The sequence below is a fragment of the Vibrio sp. MEBiC08052 genome, from assembly GCF_001506075.1.
GTDB lineage: Bacteria > Pseudomonadota > Gammaproteobacteria > Enterobacterales > Vibrionaceae > Vibrio.
Window position 1 is genome coordinate 3,822,102 of the sequence record NZ_KQ947475.1, and the last position, 15,684, is coordinate 3,837,785.

General features: G+C 49.1%; 15 protein-coding genes. 8 read left to right on the forward strand and 7 right to left on the reverse strand.

Translation table 11 applies throughout. From position 1 onward, the window contains the following. Positions 1-119: 119 nt before the first annotated feature. The 5 genes from VRK_RS21595 to VRK_RS16475 all read left to right on the forward strand — a co-directional run bounded on the left by VRK_RS21595 (position 120) and on the right by VRK_RS16475 (position 4,789). Positions 120-1,649: an amino acid ABC transporter permease/ATP-binding protein gene (locus VRK_RS21595; RefSeq protein ID WP_059122375.1), complete on the forward strand. Its 1,530-nt coding sequence runs from the start codon at positions 120-122 to the stop codon at positions 1,647-1,649. Then, complete coding sequence (locus VRK_RS16460) at positions 1,649-2,380, forward strand: class II aldolase/adducin family protein (RefSeq protein WP_059122376.1); 732 nt, start codon at positions 1,649-1,651, stop codon at positions 2,378-2,380. The genes VRK_RS21595 and VRK_RS16460 overlap by 1 nt, the downstream gene beginning before the upstream one ends. Before the next feature lie 2 nt (positions 2,381-2,382). Beyond that, positions 2,383-3,273: a 2-hydroxyacid dehydrogenase gene (locus VRK_RS16465; RefSeq protein ID WP_059122377.1), complete on the forward strand. Its 891-nt coding sequence runs from the start codon at positions 2,383-2,385 to the stop codon at positions 3,271-3,273. Between the two features lie 87 nt (positions 3,274-3,360). Further along, on the forward strand, positions 3,361-4,212 hold the full coding sequence (locus tag VRK_RS16470) for an aminoglycoside phosphotransferase family protein (protein ID WP_059122378.1): 852 nt from the start codon (positions 3,361-3,363) through the stop codon (positions 4,210-4,212). A 259-nt stretch (positions 4,213-4,471) separates the two neighbouring features. After that, a complete protein-coding gene (locus tag VRK_RS16475) occupies positions 4,472-4,789 on the forward strand; it encodes a hypothetical protein (RefSeq protein WP_059122379.1) in 318 nt (105 codons plus the stop codon). A 173-nt stretch (positions 4,790-4,962) separates the two neighbouring features. Here the strand turns inward: VRK_RS16475 and VRK_RS16480 are convergent, their stop codons facing one another. The 5 genes from VRK_RS16480 to ugpB form a co-directional block, all read right to left on the reverse strand. Continuing rightward, the gene (locus VRK_RS16480; protein ID WP_059122380.1) at positions 4,963-5,772 is read right to left on the reverse strand and encodes an HAD-IIB family hydrolase; all 810 of its coding nucleotides are present in this window, start codon (positions 5,770-5,772) and stop codon (positions 4,963-4,965) included. Beyond that, a complete protein-coding gene (locus VRK_RS16485) occupies positions 5,765-6,871 on the reverse strand; it encodes a sn-glycerol-3-phosphate import ATP-binding protein UgpC (protein WP_059122381.1) in 1,107 nt (368 codons plus the stop codon). The genes VRK_RS16480 and VRK_RS16485 overlap by 8 nt, the downstream gene beginning before the upstream one ends. Before the next feature lie 7 nt (positions 6,872-6,878). Then, on the reverse strand, positions 6,879-7,727 hold the full coding sequence (ugpE, locus tag VRK_RS16490) for a sn-glycerol-3-phosphate ABC transporter permease UgpE (protein WP_059122382.1): 849 nt from the start codon (positions 7,725-7,727) through the stop codon (positions 6,879-6,881). Beyond that, the gene (gene ugpA, locus VRK_RS16495) at positions 7,727-8,608 is read right to left on the reverse strand and encodes a sn-glycerol-3-phosphate ABC transporter permease UgpA (protein WP_059122383.1); all 882 of its coding nucleotides are present in this window, start codon (positions 8,606-8,608) and stop codon (positions 7,727-7,729) included. Before ugpA ends, ugpE begins: the two co-directional genes overlap by 1 nt. Before the next feature lie 70 nt (positions 8,609-8,678). After that, positions 8,679-9,986 (reverse strand): sn-glycerol-3-phosphate ABC transporter substrate-binding protein UgpB, encoded by a 1,308-nt coding sequence (gene ugpB / locus VRK_RS16500; protein WP_059122384.1) that lies wholly within the window; start codon positions 9,984-9,986, stop codon positions 8,679-8,681. A gap of 233 nt (positions 9,987-10,219) precedes the next feature. Between ugpB and VRK_RS16505 the strand changes: the two genes are divergently transcribed. Next, the gene (locus tag VRK_RS16505) at positions 10,220-10,963 is read left to right on the forward strand and encodes a glycerophosphoryl diester phosphodiesterase (RefSeq protein WP_059122385.1); all 744 of its coding nucleotides are present in this window, start codon (positions 10,220-10,222) and stop codon (positions 10,961-10,963) included. Positions 10,964-10,973: 10 nt separating this feature from the next. Further along, entirely contained in the window at positions 10,974-11,729 is a 756-nt protein-coding gene (locus VRK_RS16510; RefSeq protein WP_059122386.1) for a DeoR/GlpR family DNA-binding transcription regulator, read from the forward strand. A 56-nt stretch (positions 11,730-11,785) separates the two neighbouring features. Here VRK_RS16510 and VRK_RS16515 read toward each other — a convergent pair whose 3' ends face one another. Continuing rightward, complete coding sequence (locus tag VRK_RS16515; protein WP_059122387.1) at positions 11,786-12,712, reverse strand: LysR family transcriptional regulator; 927 nt, start codon at positions 12,710-12,712, stop codon at positions 11,786-11,788. Positions 12,713-12,859: 147 nt separating this feature from the next. On the opposite strand from VRK_RS16515, the gene VRK_RS16520 reads away from it, so the two are divergent. Further along, on the forward strand, positions 12,860-13,732 hold the full coding sequence (locus tag VRK_RS16520; protein WP_059122388.1) for a prephenate dehydratase: 873 nt from the start codon (positions 12,860-12,862) through the stop codon (positions 13,730-13,732). Positions 13,733-13,745: 13 nt separating this feature from the next. Here the strand turns inward: VRK_RS16520 and VRK_RS16525 are convergent, their stop codons facing one another. Next, entirely contained in the window at positions 13,746-15,560 is a 1,815-nt protein-coding gene (locus VRK_RS16525) for a sigma-54-dependent Fis family transcriptional regulator (protein WP_059122814.1), read from the reverse strand. Positions 15,561-15,684 lie beyond the last annotated feature (124 nt).

Below are 15,684 nucleotides of genomic sequence, written 5' to 3' on the forward strand. Positions count from 1 at the left end.
GTAATCCTGTGCGCCTTGGTCGGCTTGCATTATCGTGGTAACGGTAAGCGTCAGGGCGTGAGTATTGCTGATTCATATTCAAGCTTGGCTTGAGAAGCCTGAAAGTCGCCGGAGTTACAATGAGTTTAGATTGGGAATATTTCTTTTCGCTATTTACCATGGCCGCGTTTTACCATGCATGCGTGACCGTCATCGTGTTAAGTACGTTGTCGTGGGCGCTGGGTGCCGTATTGGGGTTTGTGGTTGCGTGCGGTAAATTATCAAATAAAAAATGGTTATCTTTGCCAACCTCGCTGTTTGTATGGTTCTTTCGCAGTGTGCCGCTTTTGGTGGTGTTAGTGTTTGTCTACAACATGCCGCAGTTGTTTCCATCCACCGGTACCTACCTTGGAGTACCGTTTATCGCCGGGCTGGTGAGCATGGTCGTGACCGAAGCTGCCTACATGGCGGAAATTCACCGGAGCGGCTTGCTATCGGTGGCCAAAGGTCAGCGTGAAGCGGGTCATGCGCTCAGCATCGGATTTTTAGGCGTGCAGCGTATGATCGTGATTCCTCAGGCGATTCGTGTGTCGATGCCAGCGATGATCAATGAGTTCGTCACCATCATCAAACTCAGCTCGCTGGTGTCAGCTATCTCACTTCCGGAGCTACTGCAAACCGGTCAGCGCCTCTATTCACAAAACTTTCTGGTGATGGAAACCTTGCTTGCGGTTGCTGCGTATTACGTGGCGATCGTGACCATCTTTGGCTCAGTGCTACACTGGGCTGAGAAGAAAATGGACATTCCATCACGCGCACCGGAAACCCTTTCGACCAAGCAGTGTGACAAACTGCGCAGTCAAGCCATTGCGGTGAACAGCGCAGTGCTGCCAAAAGTCAAAAAAGGCGCCCCGAATGCTATTGAACTACAAGGCATTACCAAATCTTATGGCCGTCATCAGGTATTGAAATCGATTGATCTCAAAGTCAAACCCGGTGAAGTGCTGAGTATCATCGGTCCGTCGGGGTCGGGCAAAACGACCTTGATTCGCACCATTAACGACCTCGAAAAGATCGATGGCGGTGAAATTGTATTGTATGGCGAGGGCTACATCAAAGGCGGAGCCGTCAACAACAAACGCCGTATTCGTGAAGGCATCAAACGCATTGGGATGGTGTTCCAATCGTTTAATTTGTTTCCGCACAAAACTGCGCTGCAAAATGTGATCATGGCGCCGCGCTATCACGCTAAAGCGGCGTCGTATGAAGATGCCAGAAAACAAGCGCTGTTTTTGCTCGACCGGGTCGGTTTGCTTGCTCATGCCAACAAATATCCGCATCAGTTATCGGGAGGTCAGCAGCAGCGCGTAGCGATTGCTCGATCGCTGGCAATGTCGCCTGATATTATGCTGTTTGATGAACCGACTTCGGCGCTCGATCCTGAAATGGTCGGCGAGGTCCTGAAAGTGATTCAAGACTTAGCCAAAGAGGGTATGACCATGATCATCGTTACTCACGAGATGGACTTTGCGCTGTCGGTGTCGGATCGCGTGATTATGATGGAGAACGGCGTGGTGGCGATTGATGCGTCGCCGAGTGACATTTTGAATAAAGAAAATGATAGCCAAGACTTTGAACGCGTTAAAGAATTTATGGGGAGAGCCGCTTGATGGATAGCCGGGAAAGACAATTGCGTCAAGACTTAGCCGCCGCCTATCGCTTGGCAGCGATGCTGGGTTGGGAAGATACCCTTTATACCCATTTTTCGGTGCGTTTACCCGGGGTCGGGGAACCGCGCTTTTTGATCAACCCATTTGGTTTGATGTTTGATGAAGTGACCGCCAGCAATTTGATTGTGGTCGATGCTAACGGCGAAATCATCAGCGGTGATGCCAAATATAATCCGGCAGGTTTTACGATTCACAGTGCTGTGCATATGGCGCGTGAAGACGCGCACTGCGTCATTCACACTCACACACTTGCCGGCATGGCCGTAGCGGCGTGTCATCACGGTTTGCTGAATCTCAACCAAATCAGCGCCGAATTTCACAATCACGTCGGTTATCATGACTACGAAGGTGTGGCATTTAATCTTGAAGAACGCAGTCGTATTCAAGCCTCACTTGGCGACAATATGGCACTGATTCTGCGTAATCATGGCTTACTCAGCGTCGGCGAAACTGTTGCCGATGCGTTTCAGGTGATGTTTTATCTCAACAAAGCGTGTGAAATTCAGCTGGCTGCTGGTCAAATGACGGGGCTTTCCGACATCAACGTGATTCCCGCTAAGCTGGCCGAGCATGTTTGCGGTCAGTTTAAGAACGTTGCTCATGAGCGGCATCTTGTGTGGCAGGCTTGGTTGCGTAAACTTGAACGTTTAGACCCCTCGTATAAGGATTAAGTGTGAAACCTGTGGTACTCGTAGCAACCAACAATCCCCGCTTCAGCAAGGTTTTGCTGGAATGCGCGGCTAAATCTCAAAACGATGTGGACTGGGTACTAAACGACGATCCTCGCGCTGCAACGGCGCAGGTCGCGGCTTGTTGGTATCCAAGCCCGACTTTGACGCATGATTTCCCCACGCTGAAATGCTTGCATTCTCTTGGTGCCGGTGCCGATAATTTGGGGCCATTGCTGACCTCGGGGCTGAAGATTGAACGCATGGTCGATGCTGAACAGAAGCACGGTATGTTTGAATACGTATTGTGGGGCGTCCTTTATTACCAGCGCGATATGGATCGTTACCAAAGCTTTCAGCGTCAGAATCTCTGGCAAGAATTACCGCAACGTGCTGCCAGACAGATCACCATCGGTGTTCTGGGGCTTGGTGAAATTGGCGCGTATGTCGCGACTCATCTGGCGCAGATGGGCTATGTGGTGCGCGGGTGGTCGTGCTCGGAGAAGTCGCTTGAGGGCGTGACCTGTTTCGCAGGCGCTAACGCACTGGCACAGGTGCTTGACGGGCTGGATGTGTTGGTCAACTTGTTGCCACTCAATGCTGAAACTGAAGGGCTGCTCAATGCACAAACACTCGCCAAACTGCCAGATAATGCTGCGCTGATTCACTGCGGCCGCGGCGCGCATTTGGTGGAAGAGGATTTAATTGCAGCGCTTGACAATAAACGTCTGCGCGGCGCTTTGCTTGATGTGTTTGCCACCGAGCCACTGCCTGTGGACAGTAAACTTTGGCAGATGGAGCAGGTCGTTGTCACGCCACATATTGCATCCAGCGCCAGTTTTGAGGCGATGGTGAGGCAGATTTCTGCTGTCGCGGAGCGGTATTCTGCTTGTTGATTTGAGGGGCTGATTGAGACGAGGGCATGCGCATGCGCATGCGTACCGCCGCCGAGCCTGATGTTGGTGACAGAAGAAGGATGAATCATGGAAGAATTAACCGGTGGCAGGGCGTCATCGATCTATCGGAACGGCGATGTTGTTTATCGGCCGCTTCAGCCCTGGAGTGCGACGGTGCATCAATTATTGACGCATCTGGAACGCTTGAATGTTCAGGAGTGCCCCAAAGTGCTTGGTGTTACAGAAGACCAAGAACTTTTAAGTTTTGTTGCCGGTGATACTTACAATTACCCTTTAGTCGGCCCGATTGCTTCAACGGAAGCGCTCATCTCCGCCGCGAAATTACTCCGAAAAATCCATGATGCGACGGTTTCTTTATTGTTTGCAACTAACCAGTCTATAACTGACATTACCTCTGCAACTGACATTATCTCTACAACGAACATCGTCAAACAGCCATGGATGCTTACGCCTAGAGAGCCATTTGAGGTGATCTGCCATGGCGACTTTACGCCCTATAATGTCACTCTTGCAAATTGCACCGTTGTTGGTGTTTTCGACTTCGATACAGCGCATCCTGCGCCAAGAGTATGGGATTTAGCATACTCAGTGTATTGCTGGGCACCGTTTAAAACCAATCGTGCTGATCAGTTAGGGACAATCACAGAACAAATTGCCAGAGCAAAACTCTTTTGTGATAGCTATGGTGCAACAAGCCTCGAAAGAGAGCAGCTTGCTGAGATGATGGTGACGCGTCTGGAGGCTCTGGTTTGTTTTATGCGTCAGGCGGCAAGTGATGGTCACCCATCCTTTGCTGAAAATATCGAGCAAGGGCATCTTCAGGCCTACTTAAATGATATCGAATATATTGAAGTTCATCAGCACAACATTCAGCGCGCATTGTGCGATGTTCTGCCCATCAATACGTCAGAAAAATAGATGTCGTATTCAATCCAGCGGATATTTATTCCTGAATTGATAGTGAATATCTCCTTGCCTTCAGTGTATTTGGCTGTGTGTCAAAGATTACAGCCCCGACTTCCGGTTCGACTGCAAAGCTCACTGTTGAAGTCCCGAAGTAGCTAGAATTTGGCAAACCGATCATAATCGGGCACAACTGTTGGCATCTCAGGTGACGTAAATGAGCTTGGGTTTAGCAGTGATGAATATAATGTTGTTAATATGATGAGAAAAGAAAATGAAAAAATTAATCGTAGGTTTATTGTTATCGTTAACGTCAGTCAGTGTTTGGAGTGCCGAAGTTTATCAAAGTGGTAGTATCAGCAATATTACAGCAACTACCAATGGTATTATGATCATGATGGACAAAGGATTACCCGGAAATTGCAATGGGACACCGTATGGCTGGATGTTGATTAAACAAGAGAATACCGCGTTGACGTCTATGGTGCTTGCCGCTTGGACATCAGGTAGAAAATCAGGCACAGTTTATACGTCCGGGCGAGAAGGAAATAAAGGTTACTGTTTGATTAACCAGTTTGATCCGGCCAACTAAACTTACTCAGCGAATGGCGCCATGTTATCTCAAACAGCAGCTGAATATGGTTTTCCTGTTCTTTTAAGTAACCATATCTCCGTGGCGGGCGGATGAGAGCGTTGTGGTCAAATAACAAAGCTAACGTCCTGAAACCGGGGTTAGCTTTGTTTTTATACGGGGTGATGGCTTCGTCACATCTGCCGTAGTTGCAATAAGTTATCGGCCAACTCAGAGAATCCATAGCCGCCATTGCGTTCGGTGATAAAGCTGGGCTGGTGGGTTAAATCATCCATGACGGCGAGAATATTATTCACGCCAAAAGTCAGAGGCAGCCATGCGAACATACTTTCGTCATTATGTGAATCCCCGACGTAGGTCACGGTTGCCAAATCAATATCATCTTGTGCTGTCATGCTGTGGAGAAACGATTGACCACTGCTTTGTTTGCTATGTTCTCCCACCCACGCATTGATATGGATCGAGCTCAGCATCACATTGACTGGCTCGCCATTGATATTTAATTCACGAATCCGCCGGGTAATTTCCTGAGCAATGGCTTTATTCACCGGAATGCGATCCTGACTCAAATTAATCGCCACGTCGCAGATTCGGTAACCTTGGTCTGCGGCAAAATCGACATCGGGATAATCTGCCAAAATCGTACCGATTTTTTCTCGGAGCTGTTCCTGACGTAAACGCATCGTTTCAAGCGGTTGGGCGTAATGGGTTTGAAAACCGTGGCGATTTTTGATCATCCAGAAGGCGCCATTCTCCCCAATCACCCCATACAGTGGCCAAAGTTTGGCGATATGATCGCACCAGCCGGCACAAGCACCGGTCACGGCAACGACTTTCACACCGGAGCGGTGCAACTGTTCGAGGGATGCGAGCGTCTCCGGCGGAATTCGTCCGCGCCACGTTAAGGTGTCATCCACATCCGTGAGTAACCATTCTATCTTTTTGGCTCGTTCTGCCGTCAGTTGTTTGATCAGACTAACCATGCATTCGCTCGCTCTGTTCAGTGGCGGGGAAGGGGGAGGGCAGGCGTTGTTCACTGGTCGCATCAAACAGATGAAGATGTTCGAGAGCAATTGCCAGACTTAAAGTTTCACCGATGTCAAATTGCCGATCTCCATGCACGCGAATAATCAGCTTTTGGTCTTCACTGCCACGGATGTGACAGTACAGTAATAAGTCTGCGCCCAACGCTTCCATCATCTCGATATTCGCCTCAAACATCGGATGGTCTTCGACGATCTGAATATGCTCCGGACGCATCCCCAGCATGACTGATCCCAGTTCCCACCATGTGGTGTCCATCTTCAATTCATACTGTCCCAGCTCGAGCCCATCGGTCGTGACAAGGCCATTCAAAATGTTCATTGCCGGGGATCCGATAAACGTCGCAACAAATAATGAGGCCGGTTGTTGGTAAATCGCCATCGGTGTGCCGACTTGTTCAATATTGCCTTTGTTGAGCACCACCAGCTTATCGCCTAAAGTCATGGCTTCGACCTGATCGTGGGTGACATAAACCGAGGTGGTCTGCAAACGACGCTGGAGTTTTTTGATCTCCAGACGCATCTGCACGCGGAGCTTGGCATCAAGGTTTGACAGCGGCTCATCAAATAAAAACACCTTGGGTGAGCGCACGATAGCACGTCCCATCGCAACACGCTGGCGTTGTCCGCCGGAAAGCTGTTTGGGTTTGCGTTCCAGCAGATGATCCAGTTCTAACATGGTTGCCGTTTCCGTCACCATCTCGCGTATTTTCTCTTTGGGAACTTTGCGGTTTTTCAGCCCGTAAGCCATATTGTCGAACACCGACATATGTGGATAGAGCGCATAATTCTGGAATACCATCGCGATATCTCGCTGCCCCGGTTCAAGATTGTTGACCGGTTGTTCATCGATCATCAACTGTCCGGCACTGATTTCTTCGAGCCCGGCAATCATTCTGAGCAGGGTCGATTTGCCGCAGCCACTTGGCCCGACTAAAACCACCATTTCCCCATCATCAATCGCTAAATCAACCCCGTGGATTGCCTGAAATCCGTTTGGATAGGATTTTTTAATGTCTGTTAATGTTAACGTTGCCATAATGAATTTATTTCTCCGAATCGACCAAACCCTTCACGAAAGCTTTCTGCATGCCGATGACCACCAGAACCGGTGGCAGCATTGCAATGAGGGTAATCGCCATAATTTTGTTCCATTCCACAAGACCATCATTGACGTTTAATAACTGCTTAATGCCCATCACGATGGTGTAGTATTTGATATCCGTAGTAATCAGTAACGGCCAGAGATACTGGTTCCAGCCGTAGATAAAGGTAATGACAAACAGGGCTGCAATATTGGTGCGTGACAACGGCAGCAGGATGTCAAAGAAAAATCGCCACGGCCCCGCACCATCGATGCGGGCGGCTTCGACCAACTCGTGCGGTACAGTCATGAAAAACTGACGGAATAAAAATGTCGCGGTGGCACTGGCAATCAGCGGAATCGTCAGCCCGTAAAACGAATTCAGCATATGTAAGTCAGTAATCACTTCAAAGGTGGGCATAATACGTACTTCAACCGGCAGCATGAGCGTGAAAAAGATCACCCAGAAGGCCAGCATTCTTCCCGGAAAGCGAAAAAACACCACGGCATAAGCCGACAGAATGGAAATGACCAGCTTGCCGACGGTGATACAGAGCGCCATGATTAAGGAGTTGGTCAGCATCAGCGCAAGCGGAAAGCGGGAACCATTGACTTTGTCGTGTGAGTAAAACAGCGCTTTGAACACATCCAGCCCGAGATGACCGAACCATAACGGTGTGCCGGTTGCAAAATCACTGTTGCTGTGTGTGGTTGCCACAATGGCCAGCCAGACCGGAAATGCTACCGAAGCAATGCCGAGAATCAGCGTCAGGTGACAAAACAATTTGAATAAGGGTCTTTTTTCAACCATTAGTACGTCACCTTTTTCTCGACATATTTAAACTGAACGACGGTGAGCAGGGCAACAATGATCATCAGAATCACCGACTGCGCTGCCGACGAACCCATATCCAGCCCGATAAAGCCATCGTTATACACTTTGTACACCAGCGTTGAGGTGCTGTTGCTCGGGCCACCCTGAGTCATGGCGTGAATGATGGCGAAGGTATCAAAGAAGGCATACACGAAATTCACCACCAAGAGGAAGAAACTGGTCGGGGTAATCAGCGGGAAGCTGATGGTCACAAAGCGTTTAATTGGGCCGCTGCCATCAATGGCAGCCGCTTCATGCAGCGATTTCGGCACCGACTGCAATGCGGCAAGAAAAAACAGAAAGTTATAGCTGACCTGTTTCCAGGTCGCGGCAATCACTACCATGATCAAGGCTTGGGTGCCATTCAGTTTCGGGTTCCAGTCGATACCGAGCTGGCCCAGCCAGTCACTGATAATCCCGATGGTCGGATCGAACAGAAATAACCACAGCGACCCTGCGACCACCGGTGCGACCGCATACGGCCAGATCAGCAGGGTTCGATAGGCCAGCGCCCCACGGACAACATTTTCTGCTACACCTGCTAACATGAGCGCACTGATTAACGCCAGACAGGCGACCGCGCTGCTGAACACGAAAGTGGTTCCGAGTGACTCAAGATAATTACTATCGGCGAATAAACGCAGGAAGTTTTCGGCGCCGACAAATTCGGTGGACATACCAAAGGCATCTTCCAACTGGGTGGACTGGACAATCGCTTGTCCGGCCGGCCAGAGAAAGAACACGAAGGTAATCAACAGTTGAGGTGCGATCAGCATCAGCGGTAACCAACGATGCTTAAACACCACTTGAGATGACATCATAATCAGTAAACTTATTTCAGGTGAAAGCGGATCGAACCGATCCGCTTATGTGCTTATGTGGAACTCGTTATTTTTGCGTGCGTTCAAAGCGGCGTAATTGGGCATTGCCACGTTTGACGGCATTGTTGAGTGCAACTTGGGCAGATTCTTTGCCAGCCCAGACAGCCTCAAGCTCTTCGTTAATGATGTCACGCGTTTGCAGGAAGTTACCGAAACGGATCCCTTTCGAGTTTGCAGTCGGTTTCTTCGACGTCATTTGAATCACCGCCACTTCTGCACCCGGATTTTTCGCGTAGAACCCTTGTTGTTTGGTTAACGCATAGGCTTGCTTGGTGATTGGCAGGTAGCCGGTAAACTGGTGCCAGTCGGCCTGAACTTTGGCACTGGACAGATATTTAAAGAACTTCGCTACCCCTTTGTATTCGGCTTTCGAGTGACCTCTGAGAACCCATAGCGATGCGCCACCGATAATGGTATTTTGCGGTGATTTGATCACGTGCGAGTCGTAAGGAAGCTGTGCAACACCAACATCGATCCCTTTCATGTTTTCTTTAATACCGGCGAGACCGGCAGAAGAGCCCATGCTCATCGCACACTCTTGGGTATAGAACAGTGGCATGGCATCAGACTGACGGCCGCCGTATTTGAATACACCGATCTTCGCCCACTGGGCCATTTGATTGATATGGTTGACGAAAGGTTTGGTATTGAATTCGAATTTAGTGTTCAGACCGCCAAAGCCGTTGTTTTCCGTAGCCATCGGGATGTTATTCCGCGCGGCAAAGTTTTCGATCTGAGTCCAGGATTGCCAGGTTGTCGTGAAACCACATTTTGCGCCCGATTGCAGGAGTTTCTGAGACACTTCACCCATTTCATCCCATGTTTTCGGTGGTGCAGCAATACCGGCTTTTTTAAACATATCTTTGTTGTAATAAAGTACCGGTGTTGAGCTGTTGAACGGCATCGAGAGCATTTTGCCATCATTGGTGGTGTAGTAACCGGTGACTGCAGAAAGATAATCATTGGGGTTAAACGGTTCTTGGGTATCTTTCATCAGTTTGTAAACCGGATAAATCGCTTTCTTTGCGCCCATCATGGTCGCCGTCCCGACTTCGAATACCTGGACAATCGCTGGTTGCTCTTTGGCTCGAAAAGCGGCAATCGCACTGGTCATTGTCTCGGCATACGTTCCTTTGTAAACTGGTTTGATTTCATATTGATCCTGACTCGCATTAAAATCAGCAGCAATCTGGTCAACTTTTGTTCCTAAAGCACCGCCCATTGCGTGCCACCATTGAATTTCGGTTTTGGCAAAGACTGGGGCACTGACCAGTGTCGTTGCGAGCGTCAAACCAACGAATTTTTTAAGCGTCATGCTAATTTTCCCTATCATTCTCATTTAAGATTCAAGCGAACATTCACTGGAGGTGAAAATCACGCTGTTGATGTTCATATGAACGCTACGCAAGCAAAATGACGCTAAAATGACAAGTAAATGAATTTATTTGAACGGCAGGACTGTCATCAGAACGCAATCTTTCCGTCACATTGATTTGAAATTCTTCCGTCATCAATATGAATAAGCAAGCATCCGTGAGGAAGATAATTATGCAAGTCATGGCGCACCGGGGGTATTCGAGTCAGGCCCCGGAAAATACATTAGCTGCATTTAAACAGGCCATTGCGTTTGGCTGTCAGTGGATTGAGTTGGATGTTCAGTTAACCGCTGATCAAATCCCCGTGGTGATTCATGACCAAACATTAGAACGTTGCACCGACGGTGTCGGTAAGATCGCGGAACTGACTTTCAGTGAGCTGACCCAGTATTCGGCTGGTCATTGGTTTGATCAAACATTCAGGGATGAGACGGTGCCAAGTTTAGAAGCGACCTTGCAACTCGCCGAACAGCACCATATCAACCTGAATATTGAGTTAAAGCTTTATCCTGAAGATGACGAAACCTTGCTCTGTCAGCGGGTTGCGGCAGTGATTGATGCGGTCGGGATTGCGAAGGAACAGTTGCTGTTCTCCAGTTTCAGCATAACGGCACTGGCGGTCATGCAACAAGTGATGCCCGAGATTCGGCGCGGACTATTGTGGGAAACCATGCCAGTTGATGCTTTTGAGATTCTAAAGACGTTAGATGCCTTTAGTGTTCACTGCGATTATCGTCATCTGGATGAGCAGCAAGCCGCAGCGATTAAACAGCGGGGTTATGCGCTTTATTGTTATACCCCGAACCAGCCACGGGATGTCGCCGAGCACTGGCAATGGGGCGTTGATATGATGATCACGGATAAACCGCACTGCTATGTTGAGCAAGGTAACAGTGTTGAGCAAGGTAACAGTTGACAGGTGATTGATGGAAAATTTAACCGTCCGGCAAGAGCAAATTTTGGCGCTGGTTCATCGTGATGAATATTGCGCTATTGAGGCGTTGTCCCGACATTTTACAGTCACGACTCAGACGATTCGTCGGGATATCAATGCACTCTGTGCGATGGGGCTGGCAAGGCGACATCATGGCGGGGTCGGTTTGCCGGCGACGCTGTCGAATCGCAGCTATTTAGCGCGTCAGGCAACCGATCAGACCGAAAAGCGTCTGATCGCCGAACAAGTGGCACCGCTGATCCCTGACGGTAGTACTGTTTTTCTGGGCATTGGCACCACGATCGCGTTGATTGCCGAGCGTTTGGTGCACCATCAAGAGCTGCGTGTGGTGACCAATAATTTTGAAGCCGCGCATATCCTTTCTCAACATGAGCAGGTGGAAATCTGGCTTCCGGAGGGACGGATTCGTAGTCATGACGGTGATATCGTCGGTGAAAATGTCAGCCGTTTTTTTAGTCGTTTTTCAGCGGATATCGGTATTATTGGTTGTGCCGCAGTCAGTCGTCTGAACCAACCACCGATGCCCGGCCAGTTTCATCATGAACTGGCGGAATTCGCTATGGAATACGAACTCCGTGAGGCAGCGGTCAGTCAGGCCATTGTGCATCATTCACAACAAAAATGGCTGGTTGCCAGTCAAGCGAAATGGCAAAGAAAAGCCAATGCCAAAGTGATTGCGCTGAACCAGTTTGATCGTATTTTTACTGCGGAATCATCACGCGATTGACCGATAAGCTCATGCTGTCGGTGACGTATGCCCGCACCGCCGGCATGAAGCCATTCTCAATAAAACCGGTGTGTTGTGGTGAGTTGTTGTGTGATCTCATCAATAAACACCCGCACGCGGGCGGGCATGTAATGGGTTTGTGCGTACTGCATGACAATCGCACCGTGATAGCTGCTTTTAATCGTCCAGTCGGGTAATAGTTGGACAATCTCACCATTGACTAATGCTTCCCGAACCACAAAGTCATGAAAAATGCCGATACCCAATCCATGTTTGACGCCATTCAGCCGCATCTGCGAATGATTGACGGCATAGCGTCCGGTGACGGTGACCGTGTGGGTTTCCTGCATGTGCATGAACGTCCAGATATTATCTTTATTATGTTCGGCAAGGTAGAGACAGTCGTGCTGTTTTAAGTCCAATGGATGGTGTGGCTGTCCCCGTTCAGCCAGATAATCCGGGCTGGCACACAGCACTAAATTGGTCTTGCCGATTTCTTTCATCACCAGATTCTCATCCGGCTTGTCGGTTAAACGAATCGCCACATCAATATTGTTTTTAAACAGATCAATGTGTCCGTCTACCGAGCGTAAGCGTAACTGAATATCCGGATACTGTTTGAGGAATGGCACGACCAAAGGTTGCAGGACTGAATTGAGAAAGGCTTCCGGTGCTGCGACCGTCAGCGTTCCCGACGGATGAATATGCTCCGAGGTTGACAGATCAACAGCCTGTTGGGCGGCTTTCATCATCACCAGACATTGGTCATAAATCTGTTGACCCGACTGGGTAATCATCAGTTTGCGGGTAGTTCTTTCCAACAATTTGACATGTAGCGACTGCTCCAGTCTGGTCACTAACTTACTCAGTGCTGACGGGGTGACCCCGAGTTTTGCGGCGGCGGCGGTGAAACTGCCCTCATTGACAATCAGAATGAAGGTTGCCAAATCCGGTAATAAGCTGATTAGTTGGGTCTGAAGCATCGGGATCGATCATCGTGTCAAAAGGTTGCCGCCTATCATACCGGAGAGCCCGTCGGTGCGGATAGCCTGATGAGACGCATCAGTTAATTTTATTTTTATGTTAGACTACGGCTGCTTTTTCGGGCTGGTTATTGGTTAGGGACAGACATGAAAAAAATTGCAACATTAGGGCCGCGGGGAACATTTTCAGAAACGGCGACACTTCGCTACATCACGGAGCAGTCAGCACTGCCCATGGATACACCAATGTTCCCGTACGAATTGGCGTATTTTTCTTCAATCGAACGGGCACTGGATGCGATAGGTTCGGTGTGTGATGTCGGCGTGTTGCCGGTTGAAAACTTCTCTGAGGGGTTTATTCCCTCTGTGCTCGATCAACTGATTCATGCGGATCTCAAAATTATTGGTGAAGTGATTCTCCCTATTCGTTTTGCTTGTGTGAGCACGGTTGCGTTACGTGAGATTCAACAATTATTTGTTCAGTTCGTCGCGAAAGGGCAATGTAGTCGTTTTATTGAATCACTGGGGACATGTCAGATTGTTCTGACCGAGAGTAATACCGAATCACTGGCATTGGCCCGTCAATCCTCACAGCCCTGTGCAGCGATTGTACCGGCTGATAGCGTACAGCAAGAGACGTTTGCCGCAGTGGTTGAGAACGTCAATGACTACGAGAATAATCAGACTCGGTTTTTGGTCTTTGCCGCGCAACATTATCCGGAGACTTATTATGCTGAAGCTGACTATAAAACCAGCCTGATTGTGGTTGATGAGCATGATCATCCCGGTTTCCTCGGGGAGATTCTGACCTCTTTTTCCCGACGAAAAGTCAATCTGACGTCGATTATTTCCCGCCCGACCTGCACGCAATTCGGTAAATATCACTTTTTTATCGATTTGGACGGGCACCACCAAGACCCGGCCGTCGCAGCGGCGCTGACTGAAATCGATGCGATCAGCAAAGTGAAATGCCTCGGTTCCTATTTGAAAGCCCAGGTTCTGGACCGGTCGAGTTTTTGAATGTCTGAACCGATTAGCAACTCAAAATACCGAGCGTTTTGAGTTTGCGATAAATGGTATTACGGCTGACCCCGAGTAACCGTGAGGTCTGGCTGATATTCCCCTGAGTTGCCTGATAGGTTTGCAGTAGGCGACTTTCTACCGTGGTTTTCAAATCGGGCATTCGGTGTGTTTCATTGACTGCGATTAGTGGGGGATCTGCCTGTTGAATCGATGAGACTGTCGGTGCAGATGAGGTCAATGATTTCAGAATATGACCGGGAATATGCGCCAGCTTCAACAGCGGTTCGTCGCTGGTGAGCAGGCAAGTGACTTTCAGCATATTATCCAGCTCGCGAATATTGCCCGGCCAGAGATAAGCTTGCAGAACTTGCAATAATTGCGGACAAATCTGTTGCTGATTAAGACGATATTGGCGATGAATATGCTCAATCAGTTGTGCTTTATCTTGCCGATCCCGCAATGGGGGAAGTTCAAGAACCAGCCCGTTGAGACGATAATAAAGGTCCTGACGGAATCGTCCTGCTGCCACTTCCGCGGTTAAATCCTTATGGGTGGCCGCAATAACCTGAATATCAACCGGTTCACTCTGGCCCGACCCCACCGGAATCACCTCTTTTTCTTGCAAAACATGGAGCAGGCGGCACTGTGCGTCCAGCGGCATATCCGCGATTTCATCAAGAAACAACATGCCCTGATGTGCTTGGCGGATTTTACCCTGATAGCCTTTGGGGCTCGCCCCCGTGAAGGCACCGGCAACGTAACCGAACAGTTCGGATTCAATCAGATCTCTGGGGATTGCACCACAATTAACGATGACTAACGGATGATGTTTCCGTGAGCTGTGCTGATGCAGTGCTTTGACGAATTCATTTTTACCGACTCCGGTTTCTCCCAGAATCAGCAGGGGAATATCTTTATCGATCAGTTTATGAGCCTGTTGCCAGGCTTGCTCAATCCGGTCATCACCGAAATGGAGTTCACAGGAGGTGGTAAATGCGCTGGCCGAGCGAAAGGTGCTGGATTTTTTTCCGGCGGATTGGAGGGGATGTTTTTCAAAAACCAGCGTACGGTCCTGCTGTTGTAACAGGTGCTCGATTGAGAGCCCGATAATGTTGGGGCGTTCAAGTAACTGAAAGGCAATATGGTTATGGGCAAGCACTTTGCCTGATGCGTCAGCAACCAACACACCCTGCCAGCCGCTGTTGAGTAGATTTTTTTCACAGGCTAGATTGATTTTAACCGCACCGTCAGGAATATCGCATAGCAGATGGTTTTCCACCTGTTGAACCATATTCTGAACCAGCATTTGGGTCGAAAGATCATGCTGCTGCTGTTCACTGGTGATATCTAAAACACCGATGAGTTGCCCCTGATGGTTAAAGACCGGACTGGCGGAGCAGCTAATAAACTGGTGTTGATGAACGTAGTGTTGTTTGCCGATGATCGTCAATGGCCGGGCTTCGACAATAGTGGTCCCGATGGCATTGGTGCCTTTGAGATTTTCCTGCCAGCAGACGCCATTATCCAGTGCGATTTGGGTGAGTCGTTCCTTAAAACGCGGTTGCCCCCAGCTCGCCAGAATCACACCATCCCGGTCGGTGAGGATCAGGCGGCTATCACTATGGGCAAACATCTGATTAAACAGCGGCAGCGCATAAGTTTCGACCGCTTGGATCAGCGGGTTAACCGACCATTTTCGCGCTTTGAGTTCGGCACTGGACATGATGATATTTTCAGGCTGCCGACGCTGTTTTAAACCAGCCTGATGACATCGATCCCAGGATGATGTCAGCCAGTCTCCGGCAGAAAATTGAACATGTTGCATCATTGTTTCACTCTTTCACATGGACCGTGTTCCATTTTGTAACACTTGAACAATTTGGAGAGAATCATCGGGTTACCCCGATGCCAACAAGGTGTAATTGTTATTTTTTGTTAATCATAGTGTT